Below are 20,210 nucleotides of genomic sequence, written 5' to 3' on the forward strand. Positions count from 1 at the left end.
CCCACCACGTATACGTCCGATGACGTATCACGTTCGGCGCGATTTCTCGTCACCATTGCAGGAGCTTGATGTCGCGAGGACGAGATGGACGGGGTTCGAGTCGGCAAGAGGGTGATCGGCGCGCAGTCGCCCGTGACGGTGGGGTGGGAGAACATTCCCAAGGTCGAGGGCGGGCCGATGCGGCGCTTCTTCTTCACCTGGTTCCAGCCGACGATGCTCTTCGCGCTGATCGCCTTCTGGTATTACGCGCCCAACTCGATCGCCAAGGCCTCCACCGCGGTCGGCATCGGGATCGGCTTCAAGATCCTGCTGCTCGGGCTCGAATGGCTCGCGCCGCGGCACGAGAGCTGGCGGCTGACCTGGAAGGAGCTGACGGTCGACCTCTTCTACGTCAGCCTGGGCTACACCGTGCTCCGCCTGGTCGAGGGCTTCATCGGCAGCGACGCGGTGATCGAGGCGGTGCAGAGCTCGTTCGACTGGCACAAGCTCGCCTGGTTCATCGGCCTGCCGCTGCTGCTGCAGGCGTTCATCATCTCGTTCGTGTTCGACTTCGGCCAATATTGGATGCACCGCGGGATGCACAATTGGTACCCGCTGTGGGTGACGCACGCGCCGCATCACTATATCACCCAGCTCAACGTCAACAAAGGCGCGGTCGGCAACCCGGTCGAGCTCTTTCTCATCGGTCTCGGCATCGGCGGGCTGTTCGACTTCCTGCCGCGCGCCGCGCTGCTCGCCGGCAGCCTCGGCCTGGCGGTGGGCACCTACCAGCATATCAACGTGCGCTTCAACTCGCCGCGCTGGTGGCGCTTCCTGTTCAACACCACCGAGCATCACAGCGTCCACCATTCCCGCGACTATGAGGCGAGCCGCAGCAACTACGCCAGCACGTGGGTGGTCATCGACCGCATGTTCGGCACCTGCGTCGACGGCGAGGCCGAACTGCTCGGCATGGAGGGCGGCCGCCCGATGTCGATCCGCGAGACCATGGTCTATCCCTTCGCGGACGGCTGGCGCACGCTGAAGGAGCGGCTCGGCCGCCGCTCGGTGATGCCGGCTGAGTGACCCTGCGGCCGCAGCCTGCCCCCGCGCCATGGTGCATCGCGAGTCATCGATCAGAGGAACACGGATGAACCATCGCCTGGTACAATGGATCTGGCACGTGAAGGGGAGCCTGCCGCTTCCTGCCGGACAGACGAGCGACGACGTCTTCGCGCGCCTCGACCCGTTGTTCCGCGAGCCAGGCACCACGCGGCAGCGCGACGGCAGCCAACTCAGCTTTCGCAAGCGCGACCAGGCCGCGCAGGATCGGATGGCGGTGTTCGACGGCGGCGAGCTGCGCGTCGAGAGCGGCCCCGGGGCATCGGTGCTGCGCTATCATCTGACCAGCCGGGCGCTGCTGTTCTGCTTCCTCGCGCCGCTGCTGTTCCTCGGCGTCGCGCGGCTCACCGTACTGGTCGGCGAGTATAACAAGCCGACCGCCGCCGAGATCGCGACGAAGGAGAAGCGGGAGGAAGCCAAGGCCAAGCTGCCGATGAGCGCGATCGACACGTTCCTCGGCGCGCCCGCCCCCGAGAAGCCGAAGAAGAAGGACCCTAAGGCCAAGGCCGACGACGACAAGCCGGCGCCGACCGCGGCCTATGTCTTCGCCGGAATCTTCGCGACGCTCTACCTGGTCGGGCGGATCGGGCAGGCGCGGCTCGTCAGACGGCTGTTCAGGGCGCGGCTTTCCGCGCTCTAGGGCCTGATCGATCCCAGCGACGATCGACGGCGTGCTCCGGCGAATGCCGGAGCCCAAAGCCACAAGCGTGCCGTTCGCGGCCCTGGCCTCCTGCCCGCGCAGGAGCACGCCGGCTCAGGGCAGGTGAGGCGCGCGATCCCCCAGCTCGCGGCGCCGGCCCCGAACCCCTCATCGATCATGGCCTCGTTGCGCCTGCCCCGACCGCTCGTAAGATAGGGTCGCGCGGGCGAACGGGAGCGGGCTGTTGGTGGATCGTGGAGCGGTGCTGGACAAGCATTTCGCCAGCCGTGTCGACTGGAACCTGCTGCGCACCTTCGTCGAGATCGTCCGCGCCGGCGGGATCGGCGCCGCAGCGCGCAAGTTGCACAAGCAGCAGCCCAGCATCAGCGCCGCGCTGAAACGGTTGGAGGAGCAGGTCGGAGTCCAGCTGCTCGAGCGTTCGCCGACGGGCATCAAGACCACCGCGGCGGGCACCGCGCTGCTCGGCCTGTGCGAGGAGATGCTGGAGACCGCGCGCATGGTGCCGCACCAGGTCGCGCAGGCGACGCGGCGAGTCGAGGGCGCGGTGCGGATCCAGCTCATCTCGGCGGTCACCTCGCCCGAGTTCGACGAGTCGATCGCCAGCTTCCACCGCCGCAACCCGCACATCCACATCGAGCTGCGCGTGTCGCCGTGGCGCGCGGTGCTCGACGCGCTCGAGCAGGGCGAGGCCGAGATCGGCGTCGGCTATGACAGCAACGTGCGCGGCGGCCTGCTCTACGAGCCGCTCTTCGTCGAGCGGCAGCAGCTGTATTGCGCGCGCAGCCATCCGCTGTTCGGCCACCGCGTCGAGCGGCTCGGCGAACTCAAGGACGAGGGCTTCGTGCTCACCGGCGAGGACGAGCTCGACACCGTCACGCGGCTGCGGCGCCGCTATCGGCTCGGCGCGCGCGCCACCGGACGTGCCGAGGACATCAACGAGGCCAAGCGGCTGATCACGCTGGGCGTCGGAATCGGCTTCCTGCCGGTGATGGCGGCGCGGCAGGCGGTCGAGCAGCGCCAGCTCTGGCCGCTGCTCCACCCCGACATGGAGCCCTTCTACGACATCTTCCTGCTCGCCCGCGCCGAAGGGACGCGCGACACCCCGACTCAGCTGTTCCTCGACGAGGTGCTGCGGCGGCGCCGCGCCCAGCACCGGTCATAGATTGAGTTGATGGCTTTCATCATCATTTTCGATCTTCATTGATGAGCTGCGGGCCGGCACCGTACCCCTGACGATGCCGCCCGGCCTCGCCGCCTCCCCTGCACCCGTTCGCATCGGGCCGGAGGCTGGGTGCGGGCGGCGAGGCGATGACGGGGGTTCGCGAATGGCAGCACGGCGATGGTTCAGCGGCGTAGCGGCGGTCGCGCTCTCCCTCGCGCTGACGGGCTGCGGCGGCGGGCCGACCGGGTCGGGCGGCGATGCGGCAGCGGCGGCAAAGAAGGACTTCACCATCGGCTGGTCGATCTACACCGGCTGGATGCCGTGGCCTTACGCGCAACAGGCCGGCATCGTGAAGAAATGGGCCGACAAATACGGCATCACCATCCGCCTGGTGCAGGTCAACGATTACGTCGAATCGGTGAACCAGTACGCCGCGGGCAAGCTCGACGGCGTGGTCTCGACCACGATGGACGCGCTGACCATCCCCGCCGCCGGCGGTCGCGACACCACCGTGCTGCTGATCGGTGACTATTCCGACGGCAACGACGGCGTCGTGCTCAAGAACGCGCGCTCGATGGCCGACATCAAGGGTCGCTCGGTCAAGCTGGTCGAGCTGTCGGTGTCGCATTTCCTGCTCGCGCGCGGGCTCGAGCAGAGCGGGATGACGCTGTCCGACGTGAAGACGGTGAACACCGGTGACGCCGATATCGTCGGCGCCTTCGCCGCGCCCGGCGTCGACGCCGTCGCCACCTGGAACCCGCAGCTCGCCACGATCCGCGCCACCAAGGGCGCTACCGAGGTGTTCGACAGCTCCAAGATCCCCAACGAGATCCTCGACACGCTCAACGTCAGCACCGAGACGCTGCGGGCCAACCCGAACCTGGGCAAGGCGCTGGCCGGCATCTGGTACGAGACGATGGCGATCATGACGCGCGACGATGCGGCGGGCCGCGCCGCGCGCGCCGCGATGGCCAAGGCGGCGGGCACCACGCCGCAGAGCTTCGACGACCAGCTCAAGACCACGCACCTCTACGCGCGCGCGCAGGACGCCGCGGCCTATGCCGCCGACCCCGACCTCGTCACCGTGACCGACCGCGTGCGCCAGTTCAGCTTCGCGCACGGGCTGTTCGGGCCGGGCGCGAAGTCCGTGGACGCGATCGGGATCAGCTTCGCCGGGGGCAAGTCGCTCGGCGACCCGAAGAACGTGAAGCTACGGTTCGATCCCAGCTACATGAGGATGGCGGCGGACGGGAAGCTGTAGCCGCGCAGCCGGACGATCGAGCGACGAGCGCCGGACCAGAGGGTCGCGGCGAGCGAGGAACCATGCCCGCGCATCACGCGCGAGCGACACCGGGAACGAGATGAGCGTAGGACTCGACCACAGCGACGGATCAGGCAACGGGCGGCGGACCACCGCGCCTACGGCGGGCCGCGCGTGACCCGGCTGGTCGACCTGCGCCCGCGCCGCGGCGCGCGCCTGCTGCTCGGGGCGGTACCGATCGTCGCGCTACTGCTCGTCTATCTCGTCGCCTCGCAGGCGCGCCACGCCGCCAACCCGGCGGACAAGCTGCTGCCCACCTTCTCCGCCATGGCGCAGGCGATCCACGGCTTCAGCACCGACCGCGATCCCGCCAGCGACCGCATCGTCATCGTCGCCGACACGCTGGCGAGCCTGTATCGGCTGGGCCTCGGCCTCGCCATCGCCACCGGGAGCGCGCTGGTGCTGGGGCTGCTGCTCGGCGTCGTCCCGCTCGCCCGCGCGCTGCTCGGCCCGGTGATCGCGATCATCGCGGTGATCCCGCCGGTGGCGGTGCTGCCGATCCTGTTCATCGTGCTGGGGCTGGACGAGGCGTCCAAGATCGCGCTGATCGCGATCGGCGTCGGCCCCTTCATGACGCGCGACCTCACCGGCTTCGTCACGGGGCTGCCGGCCGAGCAGATCGCCAAGGCGCAGACGCTCGGCGCCAACAGCTGGCAGCTCGCGCTGCGCGTGGCGCTGCCGCAGCTGATGCCGCGGCTGATCGATGCGCTGCGGCTGTCGCTGGGGCCGGCCTGGGTGTTCCTGATCGCGGCCGAGGCGGTCGCCGCCGACGTCGGGCTCGGCTACCGCATCTTCCTGGTCCGGCGCTATTTCGCGATGGACATCATCCTCCCCTATGTCGCCTGGATCTCGCTGCTCGCGATCGCCGCGGACGCGCTGCTGCTGCTGGCGAGCCGCCGCGCCTTCCCCTGGGCGCACGGGGGTGGCCGATGAGCGCGCTGGTCGAGCTCCGCAACGTCTGGGTCGAGTACGGCGACAAGGTCGTGCTCGAGCGCGTCTCGCTCCAGCTCGCCGAGGGCGGCTTCGTCGCGGTCGTCGGCCCGTCGGGCGCGGGCAAGAGCACGTTCCTGCGCCTGATCCTCGGCCAGGAGGCGCCGACGCGCGGGCAGGTGCTGCTCGGCGGCACCCCGATGCGCGCCGAGTGCGGGCCGGACCGCGGCGTGGTGTTCCAGCGCTACTCGGTCTTCCCGCATCTCACCGCGCTGCAGAACGTGCTGTTCGGGATCGAGTGCGCCGGCGCGCCGCTGACCGCGCGGCTGTTCGGCGCGCGCCGCCGTGAAGCGCGCGACACCGCGGTTGCGATGCTCGCCGCGGTCGGGCTCGAGCACAGCCTGCACGTCTATCCCGCGCAGATGTCGGGCGGCATGCAGCAGCGGCTGGCGATCGCGCAGGCACTGGTGAAGCACCCGCGCGTGCTGCTGCTCGACGAGCCGTTCGGCGCGCTCGATCCCGGCATCCGGCTCGACATGCACGCGCTGATCACCCGGCTGTGGCAGGAGCACGGGCTGACCATCCTGATGGTCACGCACGACATCGGCGAGGCGTTCAAGCTCGGCACGCGCGTGCTCGCCTTCGACAAGCGCCGCCACGACCCGCACGCGCCGCACCGCTACGGCGCGACCGTCACCTACGACCTGTCGCTCGATCGCAAGACCCTGCCGCCCGCGGCGCTGGTCGCGGCGCTCGGCGGCGACGACCTCCCGCAGAGAGACTTGGCATGACGACCAGCACCGCCGATCCCGCCGGCGCCCGCGACCACGCCCGCGCCATGGCGGGCACCCGCGTCGAGGCCATGCCCACACTCCCCGCCGCCGCCGCCGATGCGCCCCCCGGCGTGGTGTGGGAGGAGACGATCGCGCCGGGCGGCTACGCGGCGCGGCGGCTGGCGCGCGGCACGCGGCTGCGGCTGGTCGACGTCGCGGGCGACGCCTGCGCCGCGATGCTGCTCTTCAACGCCGACATGCCGACCGAGCGGCTCAACGTCGCCGACACGCTCAAGGTGCAGTGGAACGGCTATCTCGGCGCCGGCCGCCTGCTGCTCTCCGATCTCGGCCGCGTGATGATGACGATCCTGGAGGACGAGGCGGGCACGCACGACGCCTTCTGCGGCGCCTCCACCGCGGCCTCGAACGCGCGCGACTACGGCGACGGCGCCAACTACGGCCCCCACCCCAACGCGCGCGACCGCTTCCTGCTCGCGGTCGCCAAGCATGGGCTGGGCCGCAAGGACGTCCATCCCTGCGTCACCTGGTTCAAGGGCGTCCGCGTCGCGGCGGACGGCGCGACGGAGCCGCAGGTCGGCCCCTTCGCGCCCGGGCGAACCTTGCTGCTGCGCGCCGAGATGGAGGTGATCGTCGTGCTCGCCAACTGCCCGCACGTGCTCGACCCGCGCGCGGACTATACCGTCACCCCGCTGCGCGCGACCGCGTGGCGCGGCGCGCCCGCCGCCGCGGACGACCCGATCCGCCTGGCCACGCCCGAGGGCGAGCGCGCCTTTCTCAACACCGACGACCTCTACGCGCGCTGAAGGGAGCGACATGAGCCTAGACCTTCCCCTCCCCGGCCCGCTCCGCCACGACGAGGTGGTGCCCGCGCGCGCGCCGTGGATGCACCGCGTCGATGCCGGCGAGACGCTGCGCATCATCGACCTCGAGGGCAACCAGGCCGTCGACTTCCTGATGTACGCCGCGGACGACGACGCCGAGCGCTACAGCGCGCAGGACACGATCGCGGCGCAGCGCAACATCTTCCTGCGCGAGGGCGCGGTGCTGCTGTCCAACGAGGGCCGCGCGATGATGACGATCACCGCCACCAGCGTCGCCTATCACGACACGATCGGCGGCGCCTGCTCGTGCGAGTCGAACACCCTGCGCTACGGCCATCACACCAAGGCGCAGCACAGCTGCGTCGACAATTTCCTCGACGCCAACGGCCGCGCCGGCCGCGGCAAGCGCGACATGGTGTCGAACATCAACTTCTTCATGAACGTGCCGGTCGAGGCTGATGGCACGCTGGGGATCGTCGACGGCATCTCCGCGCCCGGGCTGACGGTGGAGCTGCGCGCCGAGATGGACGTGATCGTCGTCGTCTCCAACTGCCCGCAGATCAACAATCCCTGCAACGGCTTCGACCCGACGCCGGTGCGCATGCAGGTGATCGGCTGATGTTCTCCAAGGTCCTGATCGCCAACCGCGGCGCGATCGCCTGCCGCATCATCCGCACGCTGAAGGCGATGGGCGTCGACTCGGTCGCGGTGTTCAGCGACGCCGACGCCGGCTCGGCGCATGTCGCGCAGGCCGACGAGGCGGTCCGCATCGGCCCCGCGCCCGCGGCCGAGAGCTACCTCGACGTGGCGGCGATCCTCGCCGCGGCGGAGGCGACCGGCGCCGAGGCGATCCACCCCGGCTACGGCTTCCTCTCGGAGAACACCGCCTTCGCCGAGGCGTGCGCGGCGCGCGGGATCGTCTTCATCGGCCCGACCCCCGACAATATCCGCGCCTTCGGGCTCAAGCACACCGCGCGCGACCTCGCCGCCGCGCAGGGCGTGCCGCTCGCCCCCGGCACCGACCTGCTGCGCGACGAGGCCGCCGCGCTCGCCGCCGCGGAGCGGATCGGCTACCCGGTGATCCTCAAGGCGACCGCGGGCGGCGGCGGCATCGGCATGAAGGTCTGCGCCGACGCGGCCGACGTGCGCGACGGCTTCGCCACGGTGGCGCGGCTCGGCGCCGGCAATTTCGGCGACGGCGGCGTCTTCCTCGAGCGCTACGTGGCGCGCGCGCGCCACATCGAGGTGCAGGTGTTCGGCGACGGCGCGGGCCATGTCGTCGCGCTCGGCGAGCGCGACTGCTCGCTCCAGCGCCGCAACCAGAAGGTGGTGGAGGAGACCCCCGCCCCGCTGCTCCCGCCCGCGACGCGGCAGGCGCTGATCGACGCCGCGGTGCGGCTCACCGCCGCCGCCTCGTACCGCTCGGCCGGCACGGTCGAGTTCCTCTACGACGCCGAGCGCGACGACTTCTTCTTCCTCGAGGTCAACACCCGGCTCCAGGTCGAGCACGGCGTCACCGAGCAGGTGACCGGCGTCGACCTGGTCGAGTGGATGGTGCGCGGCGCGGCGGGTGACTTCGGCTTCCTCGACGGGTTCGTCGCGGCGCCGCAGGGTGCCTCGATCCAGGTGCGTCTCTACGCCGAGGATCCCGCGCAGGACTATCGCCCGAGCTCGGGCCGGCTCGTCGGCGTCACCTTCCCTGAGGGGCCGCGCGTCGACACCTGGGTCGCGGCGGGGACCGAGGTGTCGGCCTGGTACGACCCGATGCTGGCGAAGCTGATCGTCACCGCGCCGACGCGCGAGGCCGCGGTCGCCGCGATCCAGGACGCGCTCGACCGCACCGCCATCGCCGGGATCGAGACCAACCTCGACTGGCTGCGCACCGTCGTCCGCTCCGACGTGTTCACCAGCGGCGCGGTGTCGACGCGCGCGCTCGCCGAGATCGCCTATACGCCGCGCACGATCCGCGTGCTCGCGGGCGGCGCCTCGACCACGGTGCAGGATTACCCGGGCCGGCTCCACCTCTGGCACGTCGGGGTGCCGCCCTCGGGGCCGATGGACTCGCTCGCCTTCCGGCTGGGTAACCGGCTGGTCGGCAACACCGAGGACGCCGCCGGTCTGGAGATCACCGCGGCCGGGCCGACGCTGCTGTTCAACGCGCCCGCGCGCGTCTGCCTGACCGGCGCCGACTTCGCCGCGACGCTCGATGGCGCGCCGCTCGGCTGCTACGCGCCCGTCGACGTCGCGGCGGGGCAGACGCTGAAGATCGGCCGCGTCACCGGCGCGGGGATGCGCGGCTACATCCTCGTCGCGGGCGGGCTCGACGTGCCGCTGTATCTCGGCAGCCGCAGCGCCTTCACCCTGGGCGAGTTCGGCGGCCACGCCGGGCGCGCGGTGATGACCGGCGACACGCTGCACCTGTCGCGCACCCCGTCCGATCTGCCCGAGGCGGGCGCGCTCGCTCCCGCCGACCGGCCCGCGATCACGCGCGAGTGGACGCTGCGCGTGCTCTACGGGCCGCACGGCGCGCCGGACTTCTTCACGCCCGGCGACATCGCGATGCTGCGCGAGACGGCGTGGAAGGTGCATTACAACTCCAACCGCACCGGCGTCCGCCTGCTCGGCCCCAAGCCCGAGTGGGCGCGCACCGACGGCGGCGAGGCCGGGCTCCACCCGTCGAACATCCACGACAACGCCTATGCGATCGGCGCGGTGGACTTCACCGGCGACATGCCGATCATCCTCGGGCCGGACGGGCCGTCGCTCGGCGGCTTCGTCTGCCCCTTCGTCGTCGCGCAGGCGGACCTGTGGAAGGTCGGCCAGCTCGCCCCCGGCGACAGCGTGCGCTTCGCGCCGATCGACGAGGCCGCTGCCGCCGCCGCCGAGCGCGCACAGGACGCCCTCGTCACCACGCTCGCCGGCGCGGCGAGCGAGCCGGCACCGCGCGACGACGCGCTCGGCTCGCCGGTGCTGCACCGGATCGCCGCGGAGGGCGTGCGTCCGGCGGTGACCTATCGCCAGCAGGGCGACCGCAACCTCTTGGTCGAGTACGGCCCGATGGTGCTCGACCTCGAGCTGCGGCTGCGCGTCCACGCGCTGATGCTCGAGGTCGAGCGGGTCGGTCTGCCGGGCATCATCGACGTGACGCCGGGGATCCGCTCGCTCCAGCTCCACTATGACAGCCGGCAGCTGTCGCAGGCGGCGCTGCTCGACGCGCTGGTCGCCGCCGAGGAGCGGCTCGGCGGGCTCGACGACTTCGAGATCCCCTCGCGCGTGGTCCACCTGCCGCTGTCGTGGCAGGACCCGGCGATCTACCAGACGATCGACAAATACATGGAGTCGGTGCGCGACGACGCGCCTTGGTGCCCCGACAACATCGAGTTCATCCGCCGCGTCAACGGGCTGGACAGCATCGACGAGGTCAAGCGGATCGTCTTCGACGCCGACTATCTCGTCATGGGGCTGGGCGACGTCTATCTCGGCGCGCCGGTGGCGACCCCGATCGACCCGCGGCACCGCCTCGTCACCACCAAATACAATCCGGCGCGCACCTGGACCCCGCCCAACGTGGTCGGCATCGGCGGCGCCTATATGTGCATCTACGGCATGGAGGGGCCCGGCGGCTATCAGCTGTTCGGCCGCACCATCCAGGTGTGGAACGCGTGGCGGCAGACCGACGCCTTCCGCGACGGCAAGCCCTGGCTGCTGCGCTTCTTCGACCGGGTGCGCTTCTTCCCGGTCAGCCACGACGAGCTGACCGCGTGGCGGCGCGACTTCCCGCTGGGCCGGCGCGCGATCCGGATCGAGGAGGAGGTGTTCCGCCTCTCCGACTATCGCGCCTTCCTCGCCGAGAACGCCGAGACGATCGAGACCTTCCAGGCGCGGCGCCAGGCCGCGTTCGACGCGGAGCGCGCCGCCTGGGAGCGTGACGGCGAGTTCGACCGCGTCGCCGCGCTCACCGAGGAGGCGGACTCCGCCGCGAGCGACACCGAGATCGTGCTGCCCGAGGGCTGCGAGATGGTGGAGGCGCCGTTCGGCGGCAGCCTGTGGAAGCTGCTCGTCGCCGACGGCGCGCGCGTGAGCGCGGGCGACACGATCGCGATCATCGAGGCGATGAAGATGGAATCAGCCGTGATCAGTCCCGTCAGCGGGGTGGTTCGCGGCATCTACGTGCAGGAGAAGCAGGCGCTCTCGCCCGGCCGCGCGATGTTGGCGGTGGAAGTGGCATGAGCGCGCAGCCTTTCCACGTCGCCCCGCTCGCCGCCGCGGTCAACGCGCGCGAGACCAGCGCGGTCGCGGTCGCGCGCGACGCACTGGCGCGGATCGCCGCCTACGCCGAGGTGCAGCCCGCGGTGTGGATCACGCGGCTCGACGAGGAGTCGGTGCTGCGCGCCGCCGCCGCGGTCGACGCGCGCGTGGCGGCAGGCGAGACGCTGCCGCTCGCGGGCGTGCCGTTCGCGATCAAGGACAATATCGACCTCGCCGGCGTGCCGACCACCGCCGCCTGCCCCGACTTCGCCTATACACCCGAGGTATCGGCCGAGGTGGTCGAGCGCCTGGTCGCCGCGGGCGCCGTGCCGGTCGGCAAGGCAAACCTCGACCAGTTCGCCACCGGGCTCAACGGCACGCGCAGCCCCTATGGCGCGCCGGCCTGCGTGTTCAACCGCGCCTATGTCAGCGGCGGCTCCAGCTCGGGCTCGGCGGTGGCGGTCGCGGCGGGGCTGGTCGCCTTCGCGCTCGGCACCGACACCGCCGGGTCGGGCCGCGTCCCCGCCGCCTTCAACGCGCTGGTCGGGATGAAGCCGACCAAGGGCCGGTGGAGCACGACCGGGCTGGTGCCCGCCTGCCGCACGCTCGACTGTATCACCGCGCTGACCCACACGATCGCCGACGCGCGCATCGTCGACGCGGTGGTCGCCGGCTTCGACCCGGCCGACCCCTACTCGCGCGCCGGCGGCGAGCGCGCGCTGGCGCCGCGCCGCATCGGCGTGCCGCGGCCCGACCAGCGGTTGTTCCTCGGCGACGCCGCGGCGGAGCGATTGTACGAGCGCGCGCTGGCGGCGCTCGCCGCGCGAGGCGCCGAGCTGGTCGAGCTCGACATGACGCCGCTGCGCGAGGCGGCGATGCTGCTCTACGGCGGCCCGTGGGTGGCGGAGCGGGTCGCCGCGGCGCTGCCGCTGCTCGAGGAACGACCGGAGGCGTTCGACCCGACCGTCCGCTCGATCCTGGAGGACGGGCGCGGCACCAGCGGCGTCGACGTGTTCCGCGGCCAGTACCGCCTCGCCGAGCTGCAGCGCGCCGCGGAGGCGATGTGGCAGCGCGTCGACCTGCTCGCGCTGCCCACCGCGCCGACGATTTACCGCATCGCCGAGATGCGCGCCGCGCCGGTCGCGCTCAACAGCAACCTCGGGCTCTACACCAATTTCGTAAACCTGCTCGACATGGCCGCGCTGGCCGTGCCGGCGGGCTGGCGCGACGACGGCACCGGCTTCGGCATCACACTGATCGCGCCGGCGTGGAGCGACACGGCCCTGCTCGACGCCGGGCAGGCCTATCTCGACGCCGCCGCGCTGCCCCCTCCCCCTCCACTCCACATCGAGGATCGCATGGACACAGTGAAGCTCGCCGTCGTCGGCGCCCATCTCGAGGGCATGCCGCTGCACTGGCAACTCACCTCGCGCGACGCGCGGCTGGTCGCCGCCACCACCACCGCGCCGAGCTACCGGCTCTACGCGATCGCGAACAGCACCCCGCCCAAGCCCGCGCTGATCCACGCCGGCGACGGCGCCGACGGCGCCGCGATCGCGGTCGAGGTGTACGAACTCGACGTCGCCGCCTTCGGCAGCTTCGTGGTCGAGGTGCCAGCGCCGCTCGCGATCGGCTCGGTGACGCTCACGGACGGGTCGGTCGTCAAGGGCTTCGTCGCCGAGCCGCGCGCTATTCAGGGCGCCGAGGACATCACCGCGCTCGGCGGCTGGCGTGCCTATATCGGCGGCCTCTCCCGCCCGGCCGGGGCGTGAGCGCCGCGGCCGACCCCTTCGACGGCGCGCCGCTCGGCGCCGAGCCCGCCGCGCACGCGCGCGCGCTCGCCGAGCTGCGGCGCGCGCGGGAGTCGGCCGAGGCGGCCAACGAGGCCAAGACTCGCTACCTCGTCGCGGTCAGCCACGAGATACGCTCGCCGCTCAACGTCATCTACGGCTACGCCCAGCTGCTCGAGCGCGACCACAGCCTCTCGGGCGCGGAGGCGGGCACGATCATCCGCCGCGCGGCCGAGCATGTCACCAACCTGGTCGAGGGGCTGCTCGAGATCTCGCGGATCGAGAGCGGGGTGCTGACGATCCGGCAGGACCTCGTCGACCTGCGCGCGCTGCTCCAGCACGTCGTCGACATGTTCCGCATGCAGGCGAGCGCCAAGGGGCTGACGCTGACGCTCGACGTGCGCGACCCGCTGCCCGATCAGGTCAAGGCGGACGAGAAGAGGCTGCGCCAGATCCTCATCAACCTCGTCTCCAACGCGATCAAGTACACGCCCGCCGGCCACGTCACGCTCGCAGTGCGCTATCGCAGCCAGGTCGCCGACGTCGCGGTGATCGACACCGGCATCGGCATCCCGCCCGACGACCTCGAGCGCGTGTTCGAGCCGTTCGACCGCGGCAGCCTCGCGGCGGCGCAGCGCCAGCCCGGGATCGGGCTGGGCCTGGCCATCACGCGCGTGCTCGCGCGCGTGCTGGGCGGCGACGTCGCGGTGACCAGCACGCCGGGCGCCGGCAGCGTCTTCCGTTTCCGCGCCATGCTGCCGTCCACCGCGGCGCCGGCGCGGGCGGGCGGAAGGCGCGGGCGGATCACCGGCTACGACGGACCGCGTCGCACCGTGCTGGTGATCGACGACGACCCCGCGCAGCGCCATATCCTGCGCGCGCTGCTCGGGGGGCTCGACTTCGTGGTCCACGTCGCCGCGGACGGGACCGAGGGCATCGCGCTTGCCGCCGAGGTCACGCCCGACATCGTCCTGCTCGACATCCAGATGCCGGGGCTCAACGGCTGGCAGGTCGCCGAGCGGCTGCGCGCGGCGCACGGCGCGGCGCTGCGCATCGTGATGGTCTCGGCCGACGCGCACGCCTTCCGCGCCGGCGGCGACGGGCGCAGCAGCCACGACGCCTTCGTCACCAAGCCGGTCGAGCTGGACACGCTCGTCGCGCTGGTCGGGACGCAGCTCGGACTGCGCTGGGACGAGGCCGAGCCGGTCGCGGCAGCCGCTCCGCCCGCCACCACCCCGACCGAGACCGGCCTGCCGCCCGAGGCCGCGCCGCTGCTCGCGCGCGTGCGCGAACTCGCCGAGGTCGGCCATGTTCGCGGCGTCGAGCGCGCGATCGACGATCTCGCGGGCGCGATCCCCGCCGCCGGCGCGCTCGCGGCGGTGCTGCGGCGGCAGCTCGGCGACTTCGACCTGCGCGCGCTGCTCGGCACGATCGACGATGCGACGCGCTGATCCGGCCGATCCGCCGCGACCCGTCGTCCTGGTGGTGGACGACACGCCCGAGGCGCTGCGCTTCCTGACCAGCACGCTGGAAGACGCGGGCATGAGCGTGCTGATCGCGATCGACGGCCTCGCCGCACTCGACCTGCTCAAGCGCGTGACCCCCGATCTGATCCTGATGGACGCGGTGATGCCGCAGCTCGACGGTTTCGCGACGACCCGGCGGATCAAGGCCAACCCCGCCTTCCAGCACCTGCCGATCATCTTCATGACCGGGCTGACCGAGACCGAGCATGTCGTCCGCGCGCTCGACGCCGGCGGGATCGACTTCGTCAGCAAGCCGATCGAGCTCGACGAGCTGCTCGCCCGCATCCGCGTCCACCTCGCCACCGCGCGAGTCGCGCACGGCAGCCAGCTCGCGCTCGACACCAGCGGGCGGCCGGCGCTGGCGGTCGATCGCGCGGGCGAGCCGCAGTGGCTGACCCCCGTCGCGGGCGAGATGCTGGAGCGGCTATTCCCCGGCTGGTCGGCGAGCTCGGGCACGCTGCCCGCGCCCTTCGCGGCGGCGCTCCGCCAGCTCCAGGCGAGCGCGCCGGCACCGGGCGCGCGGGTCAGCGTGTCCGCGGGCGAGCGCACGCTTGAGGCCGGGCTGCTGCGCTGCACGCCCGCGGCGCAATGGGTGTTCCGCCTGTCCGAACGCCACGAGGGCGAGGAGAAGACGATCCTCGCCGCGCAGCACGGCCTGACCTCGCGCGAGGCCGAGGTGCTGCTGTGGATCAGTCGGGGCAAGCCGAACCGCGAGGTCAGCGAGATCCTCCAGATCAGCCCGCGCACCGTGAACAAGCACCTCGAGCAGATCTTCGAGAAGATGGGGGTGGAGAATCGCGCGTCGGCGACCGCGATCGCGGTCACCACGCTGACTCGGTAGCGCGACGACGATGGCCCGACCGCCCGACGCCACCGCCGGCGCGATCCGCGCCGCCCTCGCGCGCGGCGAGGTCGCCGCGGCGCTCGCCGCCGCGGACCGCTGGCGCCACGCCGCGCCGGGCGCGGCCGAGCCCGTCTTCCTCGCCGGCGTGGCGACCGCGATGCTCGGCAGGGTGAGCGGCGGGATCGCGCTGATCGAGCAGGCGGTCGAGCGCGACGGCCGCGGCGAGTATCACGCCCAGCTCGCGCGGCTGTACACATTGGTGCGGCGGGATGGCGCGGCGGCGCGCGCGCTCGCGGCGGCCGAGGCGTCGCCGCCGCCGGACGCGCTGGGGCGCGACACGATGGGCTGCGTCTACGCGCGGCTGGGGGATCATGCCGCCTCGCTGCCGCACTTCGCCGCGGCGGTGCGGCTCGAGCCGGCGAACACCGCCTTCCGCTACAATCACGCCGCCGCGCTGAGCTTCGTCGGGCGGCAGGCGGAGGCCGAGGACGCGCTGGAGGCGCTGATCGCGCGCGCCCCCGCGGACGCGCGCGCGCACCACCTGCTCGCCGGGCTGCGCCGGCAGACCCCCGAGCGCCACCACGTCGACCGCCTCACCGCGGCGCGCGCCGCCGCCACCGCGCCGCGCGACCGGCTGCTGCTCGGCTACGCGCTCGCCAAGGAGCTGGACGACCTCGCCGACCCGCACGCCGCCTTCGCAATCCTCGCGCAGACCAACGCCGAGCACCGTGCCACCTTGCCCTACCGCTTCGCCGACGACGCGGCGGTCTTCGACGCGATCGAGGCGTGCTGGGCGACGCCCGCCGGGCGAGCGGCGCCCGACACGCCGCGCACGGCGCCGATCTTCGTCGTCGGCATGCCGCGCACCGGCACCACGCTGGTCGATCGCATCCTGTCGTCACACGGCGAGGTGGAGAGCGCGGGGGAGCTGCAGGCGCTGCCGCTGGCGGTCAAGGCGGCTGCCGGCACGCGCGGGCGCCGGGTGCTCGATCCCGAGACGGTCCAGGCCGCGGCGCACGCCGACCCGGGCGCGATCGGGCGCGACTATCTCGCCCGCGCGGCACCGCACGTGCCCGGCCACAGAGCCCGGTTCGTCGACAAATTCCCGGGCAACTTCCTCTACCTCGGGCTGATCGCGCGGGCGCTGCCGGGGGCGGCGATCGTGTGCCTGCGACGCGACCCGCTCGACACCGTGCTCGCCAACTTCCGCAACCTGTTCGCGGTCGGCTCGCGCTACTATGACTATAGCTACGACCTGCTCGACACCGCCGCCTATTACCAGCGCTTCGACCGGCTGATGGCGCTCTGGCGCGCCGCGCTGCCGGGCCGCGTGCTCGAGCTCGGCTACGAGGCGCTGGTCGACGATCAGGCGGGAGAGACGCGCCGCCTGCTCGACCATTGCGGGCTGGGCTGGTCCGACGCCTGCCTCGACTTCCAGGCCAACGCCGCGCCCGTGTCCACGCCCAGCGCCGCGCAGGTGCGCCGTCCGCTGTACCGTGACGCCGTCGGACGCTGGCGCCGCCACGCCGCGGCGCTGGAGCCGGCGCGCGCCTTCCTGCGTCAGCACGGCATCCCGCTCGATTGACCCGCCCGATACGTCATTCGCCCACCTGCGAGCCGGGCGGTGCCTGTTCTAGCCTCGCTCGCGTGACGCTGATGCGCTCGGGCAGGTGACGATGAAGCAGGCGATGATGAGCTACGTGCAGCCGGTGATGGTCGCGGCCGTGCTGCTGTTCTGGGCGCTCGCGCCGGCGGCATGGACGGGCAGCGCCTGGTCGATCGTGGTCGCGACGCTGTCGACCACCGCGCTGATCCAGGCGCTCGAGTGGGTCAAGGAGCGACATGCCAGCTGGCGGCTCACCTGGCGCGAGTTCCTCACCGACGTCTTCTACGTGACGCTGAGCTACACCGTGATCGCCTGGGCGTCGAAGACACTCGCCGACGAGCCGCTGACCGCGGTGAAGCACACGCTCGGGATCACGACCGCCTGGGCGATGCACCTGCCCTTCGTGGCGCAGGTGGCGCTGGCGGTGTTCCTGGTCGAGTTCGGGCAATATTGGATGCACCGCCTGATGCACAATCAGGCGTTCTTCTGGTCGACCCACGCCCCGCACCATCACCTCACCCAGCTCAACGCGATGAAGGGCGCGGTCGGCAACCCGATCGAGCTGTTCCTGATCAGCCTCAGCGTGCTCGCGCTGTTCGACCTGCCGCAGGCGGCGATGTTCTGCGCGCTCAACGTGCTCGCGGTGGTCTCCACCTTCGCGCATGCCAACACGCGGTTCGACCCACCGCGCTGGTATGCCTACGTCTTCACCACGATCCGCCACCACAGCCTGCACCATTCGACCGGCTATGCGGAGACGCGGAGCAACTACGGCAACTCGCTGATCCTGCTGGATCGGATCTTCGGCACCTTCGGCGAGGGCGAGGCCGAGATCGTCGGCCAGGACGAGCGCCGCAGATTGTCGATCGGCGAGCAGTTCCTCTTCCCGGCGCGCCCGTTGATCGCGCGCTACGGGGCGCGCGACGACGAGCACGAGCGCGACGGCGCGGGGGCCGCCGCTTGACGCCGCGGGCAGCGGCGCGCGCGGCGACGATCGGGCTCTCCGCACTGCTGGCGGGCGCGATGGCGACGCCGGTCTGGTCGGCGACGCCGCGCGAGCAGGTGATCCAGGTCCCCGGCTTCGCGGACTTCCTCGCGGTCGACGGCGATACGGTCTGGGCGACGAACAAGGGCCGGGTCGAGCGCTGGTCGCGGCGCGGCAAGCTGGCCGAGGTGGCGATGGCGCGGCCCTGCGGCGCGATGACGGTCGCCTTCGGGTCGCTCTGGGTCGCGGACTGCACCGCGCTGAGCGTCAATCGGATCGACCTGCGCACCGCCACGATCACCGCCACCATCCCGACCGGAGTCGCCAATCCCAAGGGCGAGCTCAACGTCGTCGCGGGCGCCGGCTCGATCTGGGTGGCGAGCGACGTCGCGGGTACCGTCGCGCGGATCGATCCCGCCACCGCCCGCGTGGCCGCATCGGTCGCGGTCGATCCCGGCACCTTCTACCTCTCGTTCGGCATGGGCGCGCTGTGGGCGGTCAGCGCGGCGGGGCAGAGCCTGCAGAAGATCGATCCGGTCACCAACAGCGTCGTCCACCGCACCGCGCTCGGCCGCGAGCCCGGCTTCCTGGTCGCCGGCGAGGGCGCGGTATGGGTGCAGGAGCAAGGTGACGGCACGGTCGTGCGGGTCGATCCCGTGAGCGGCGACGTGTCGGGACGAGTCAAGGTCGACGCGACGCTCGCCTACGGCGACATCGACGCGGGCGGCGGCAAGGTCTGGCTGCGCACCACCGCGGGGCAGACCTTCGTCGTGATCGATCCCGCCTCGCTCGCGATCACCGCGCGAGTCGGCCAGGCCGCGGGCAGCGGCGCACTACGATACACCCGCGCCGGGCTGTGGACGAGCGCCCATGACGCGCACACCTTGTCATGGTGGAAGAAGCCGGGCCGGATCGGGAACTAGTCCAGGGCGTGACTCACCTCGCCGAGGTCGTCGTGCTCCTGCGCATGCAGGAGCCCAGAGCCCCGCGCGTCACCCCTGTGGCTCTGGGCTCCGGCGTTCGCCGGAGCACGCCGAGAGGGTTCCGACCCTACGGCGCGCGCGGCGCGACCGGGTAGACGATGAAGTCGGCATGCCGGTCGATCTCGACCGACGGCGCGGTCGTTACCGCACGGTCGAGATCATCGATCGCGGAAGGCGGCAGCGCGAGTCCGTGCTCGTCCGGGTGCGCGGGAGCGCGCATCGCATAGTCCTGACCAGGCGCGCGGGTCATCTCGATGTGCGCGCCCAGCAGCGCGCGGACGGGATGGCGCCGCGCGAACCGCGCCAGCCGATCGGCGCTGGCGCGGAACACCGCGGTCTGGTCATGCGGCACGTAGAGCCGGCCGGGGTACAGCATGTCGCCCGAGAAGAGCAGCCGGGTCCGTGGATCATAGACCATGATGTGCGCGGGCTCGTGCCCCGGCGTCGGTATGATCCGCAGCACGCGTCCGCCGAGATCGTAGCGGCCGACCTGCTCGGGCCAGTCGTGGATGCCGAAGAAGGTGGCAACCGCGGCGGGTGCCAGCCCGACCAGTCGCGTGTCGGGGCGCCCGGCGAACTCGGCGTCGCCCGCGTGATGGTCGCCGTGGCCGTGCGAGTGCGCGACGATCAGGCGGACCGGCCGGTTCGCGTGCGCGCGGCGCCACGAGGCGATCAGCCGCTCGACCGTGGGCCGAACGCGCAGCCCGCCCGCCCCGGTATCGATCAGCAGCGCGCGGTCGCGCCCGAATAGCAGGTAGAGGAACGGCGCCTCGAAATTGGTCCGCACCGACTGGCGGATGACGAAGGTGTCGGGGTCGATCCGCTGGACCTGGGTCGCGGGTTCCTCCGCGGTGCCGTCGATCCAATGATCGAAGCGCGGCGAGGCGACCGGCGCCGCGCCGAGCAGCAGGGAGGCGACGAGCGCCCGCGCCGCCCCGCGCGGCGGTGCCGGCACTCGGCGCGCCGCGCGGTTCAGGAAAGAGCGAGGCATGACCGGAGCGTGAAGCGTGGCGTCGCCGGTCACCATACGCCGTTTGACGAGGCGGAAGCGAGCGGCCGGCCGGCCGGCGACCGCTCGCCTCCGCCGCTCAGCGCATCGCGAGCTGAGTCGCACCGCCGGCGTCACGCGCCGCGGTCGCGGCGGCGACGCGGCTGCGCATGTCGCTGAGCACGTCGGCGCGGCACGCGCGCGCCTGCGCGGCGAGCGCGAGATGGACGCTGCTCATCCCCTGCCCGCAGACCGTGTCGGCGACCCGGTCCATGCGAATGGCCAGCCGCTGCTGTCCCTCGACGCTGGTGAGATCGATCCCGCGCAGGTTGAGCACGCTGCTCTCGGCCGAGAGCGGATCCGCGCCGGGGGCGGCGAGCGCGGGCGTGGCCATCAGGATTGCGGCACATGCGGCCAGACCGATCTTCATCCTCAATCTCCTGCATCGCT

General features: G+C 72.0%; 17 protein-coding genes. 15 read left to right on the forward strand and 2 right to left on the reverse strand.

What is annotated here, in order from left to right; translation table 11 throughout:
• Positions 1-84 precede the first annotated feature (84 nt).
• The 15 genes from FHY05_RS11965 (at position 85) to FHY05_RS12035 (ending at position 18,712) form a co-directional block, all read left to right on the forward strand.
• Positions 85-1,065, forward strand: coding sequence for a sterol desaturase family protein (locus FHY05_RS11965; protein WP_183944633.1), 981 nt, complete (start codon positions 85-87; stop codon positions 1,063-1,065).
• Positions 1,066-1,129: 64 nt separating this feature from the next.
• Positions 1,130-1,741: a hypothetical protein gene (locus tag FHY05_RS11970; RefSeq protein WP_183944634.1), complete on the forward strand. Its 612-nt coding sequence runs from the start codon at positions 1,130-1,132 to the stop codon at positions 1,739-1,741.
• Between the two features lie 244 nt (positions 1,742-1,985).
• Positions 1,986-2,924, forward strand: a complete 939-nt coding sequence (locus tag FHY05_RS11975; protein ID WP_183924893.1) for a LysR family transcriptional regulator — start codon at positions 1,986-1,988, stop codon at positions 2,922-2,924.
• Positions 2,925-3,087: 163 nt separating this feature from the next.
• Positions 3,088-4,185: a putative urea ABC transporter substrate-binding protein gene (locus FHY05_RS11980; RefSeq protein ID WP_183944635.1), complete on the forward strand. Its 1,098-nt coding sequence runs from the start codon at positions 3,088-3,090 to the stop codon at positions 4,183-4,185.
• Positions 4,186-4,359: 174 nt separating this feature from the next.
• Positions 4,360-5,178, forward strand: coding sequence for an ABC transporter permease subunit (locus FHY05_RS11985; RefSeq protein ID WP_183944636.1), 819 nt, complete (start codon positions 4,360-4,362; stop codon positions 5,176-5,178).
• The gene (locus tag FHY05_RS11990; RefSeq protein ID WP_183944637.1) at positions 5,175-5,966 is read left to right on the forward strand and encodes an ABC transporter ATP-binding protein; all 792 of its coding nucleotides are present in this window, start codon (positions 5,175-5,177) and stop codon (positions 5,964-5,966) included. Before FHY05_RS11985 ends, FHY05_RS11990 begins: the two co-directional genes overlap by 4 nt.
• Complete coding sequence (locus FHY05_RS11995; RefSeq protein ID WP_183944638.1) at positions 5,963-6,772, forward strand: urea amidolyase associated protein UAAP1; 810 nt, start codon at positions 5,963-5,965, stop codon at positions 6,770-6,772. Before FHY05_RS11990 ends, FHY05_RS11995 begins: the two co-directional genes overlap by 4 nt.
• Before the next feature lie 10 nt (positions 6,773-6,782).
• Positions 6,783-7,409, forward strand: a complete 627-nt coding sequence (locus FHY05_RS12000; protein WP_183944639.1) for an urea amidolyase associated protein UAAP2 — start codon at positions 6,783-6,785, stop codon at positions 7,407-7,409.
• Positions 7,409-11,020, forward strand: a complete 3,612-nt coding sequence (gene uca, locus FHY05_RS12005; RefSeq protein WP_183944640.1) for an urea carboxylase — start codon at positions 7,409-7,411, stop codon at positions 11,018-11,020. The genes FHY05_RS12000 and uca overlap by 1 nt, the downstream gene beginning before the upstream one ends.
• On the forward strand, positions 11,017-12,810 hold the full coding sequence (atzF, locus tag FHY05_RS12010) for an allophanate hydrolase (RefSeq protein ID WP_183944641.1): 1,794 nt from the start codon (positions 11,017-11,019) through the stop codon (positions 12,808-12,810). Before uca ends, atzF begins: the two co-directional genes overlap by 4 nt.
• Positions 12,807-14,279, forward strand: coding sequence for a hybrid sensor histidine kinase/response regulator (locus FHY05_RS12015; RefSeq protein WP_311732465.1), 1,473 nt, complete (start codon positions 12,807-12,809; stop codon positions 14,277-14,279). The genes atzF and FHY05_RS12015 overlap by 4 nt, the downstream gene beginning before the upstream one ends.
• Positions 14,266-15,195 (forward strand): DNA-binding response regulator, encoded by a 930-nt coding sequence (locus FHY05_RS12020; RefSeq protein WP_183944642.1) that lies wholly within the window; start codon positions 14,266-14,268, stop codon positions 15,193-15,195. The genes FHY05_RS12015 and FHY05_RS12020 overlap by 14 nt, the downstream gene beginning before the upstream one ends.
• Before the next feature lie 10 nt (positions 15,196-15,205).
• Positions 15,206-16,783, forward strand: coding sequence for a sulfotransferase (locus tag FHY05_RS12025; RefSeq protein ID WP_183944643.1), 1,578 nt, complete (start codon positions 15,206-15,208; stop codon positions 16,781-16,783).
• Between the two features lie 91 nt (positions 16,784-16,874).
• Positions 16,875-17,768 (forward strand): sterol desaturase family protein, encoded by an 894-nt coding sequence (locus tag FHY05_RS12030; RefSeq protein WP_183944644.1) that lies wholly within the window; start codon positions 16,875-16,877, stop codon positions 17,766-17,768.
• 59 nt (positions 17,769-17,827) lie between these two features.
• On the forward strand, positions 17,828-18,712 hold the full coding sequence (locus tag FHY05_RS12035; RefSeq protein ID WP_183944917.1) for a YncE family protein: 885 nt from the start codon (positions 17,828-17,830) through the stop codon (positions 18,710-18,712).
• A 127-nt stretch (positions 18,713-18,839) separates the two neighbouring features.
• Here FHY05_RS12035 and FHY05_RS12040 read toward each other — a convergent pair whose 3' ends face one another.
• A complete protein-coding gene (locus FHY05_RS12040; RefSeq protein WP_183944645.1) occupies positions 18,840-19,763 on the reverse strand; it encodes an MBL fold metallo-hydrolase in 924 nt (307 codons plus the stop codon).
• Between the two features lie 97 nt (positions 19,764-19,860).
• Positions 19,861-20,190: a UrcA family protein gene (locus FHY05_RS12045; RefSeq protein ID WP_183944646.1), complete on the reverse strand. Its 330-nt coding sequence runs from the start codon at positions 20,188-20,190 to the stop codon at positions 19,861-19,863.
• Between the last annotated feature and the right edge of the window lie 20 nt (positions 20,191-20,210).

This window comes from Sphingomonas sp. BK580 (assembly GCF_014194975.1).
Taxonomy (GTDB): domain Bacteria; phylum Pseudomonadota; class Alphaproteobacteria; order Sphingomonadales; family Sphingomonadaceae; genus Sphingomonas.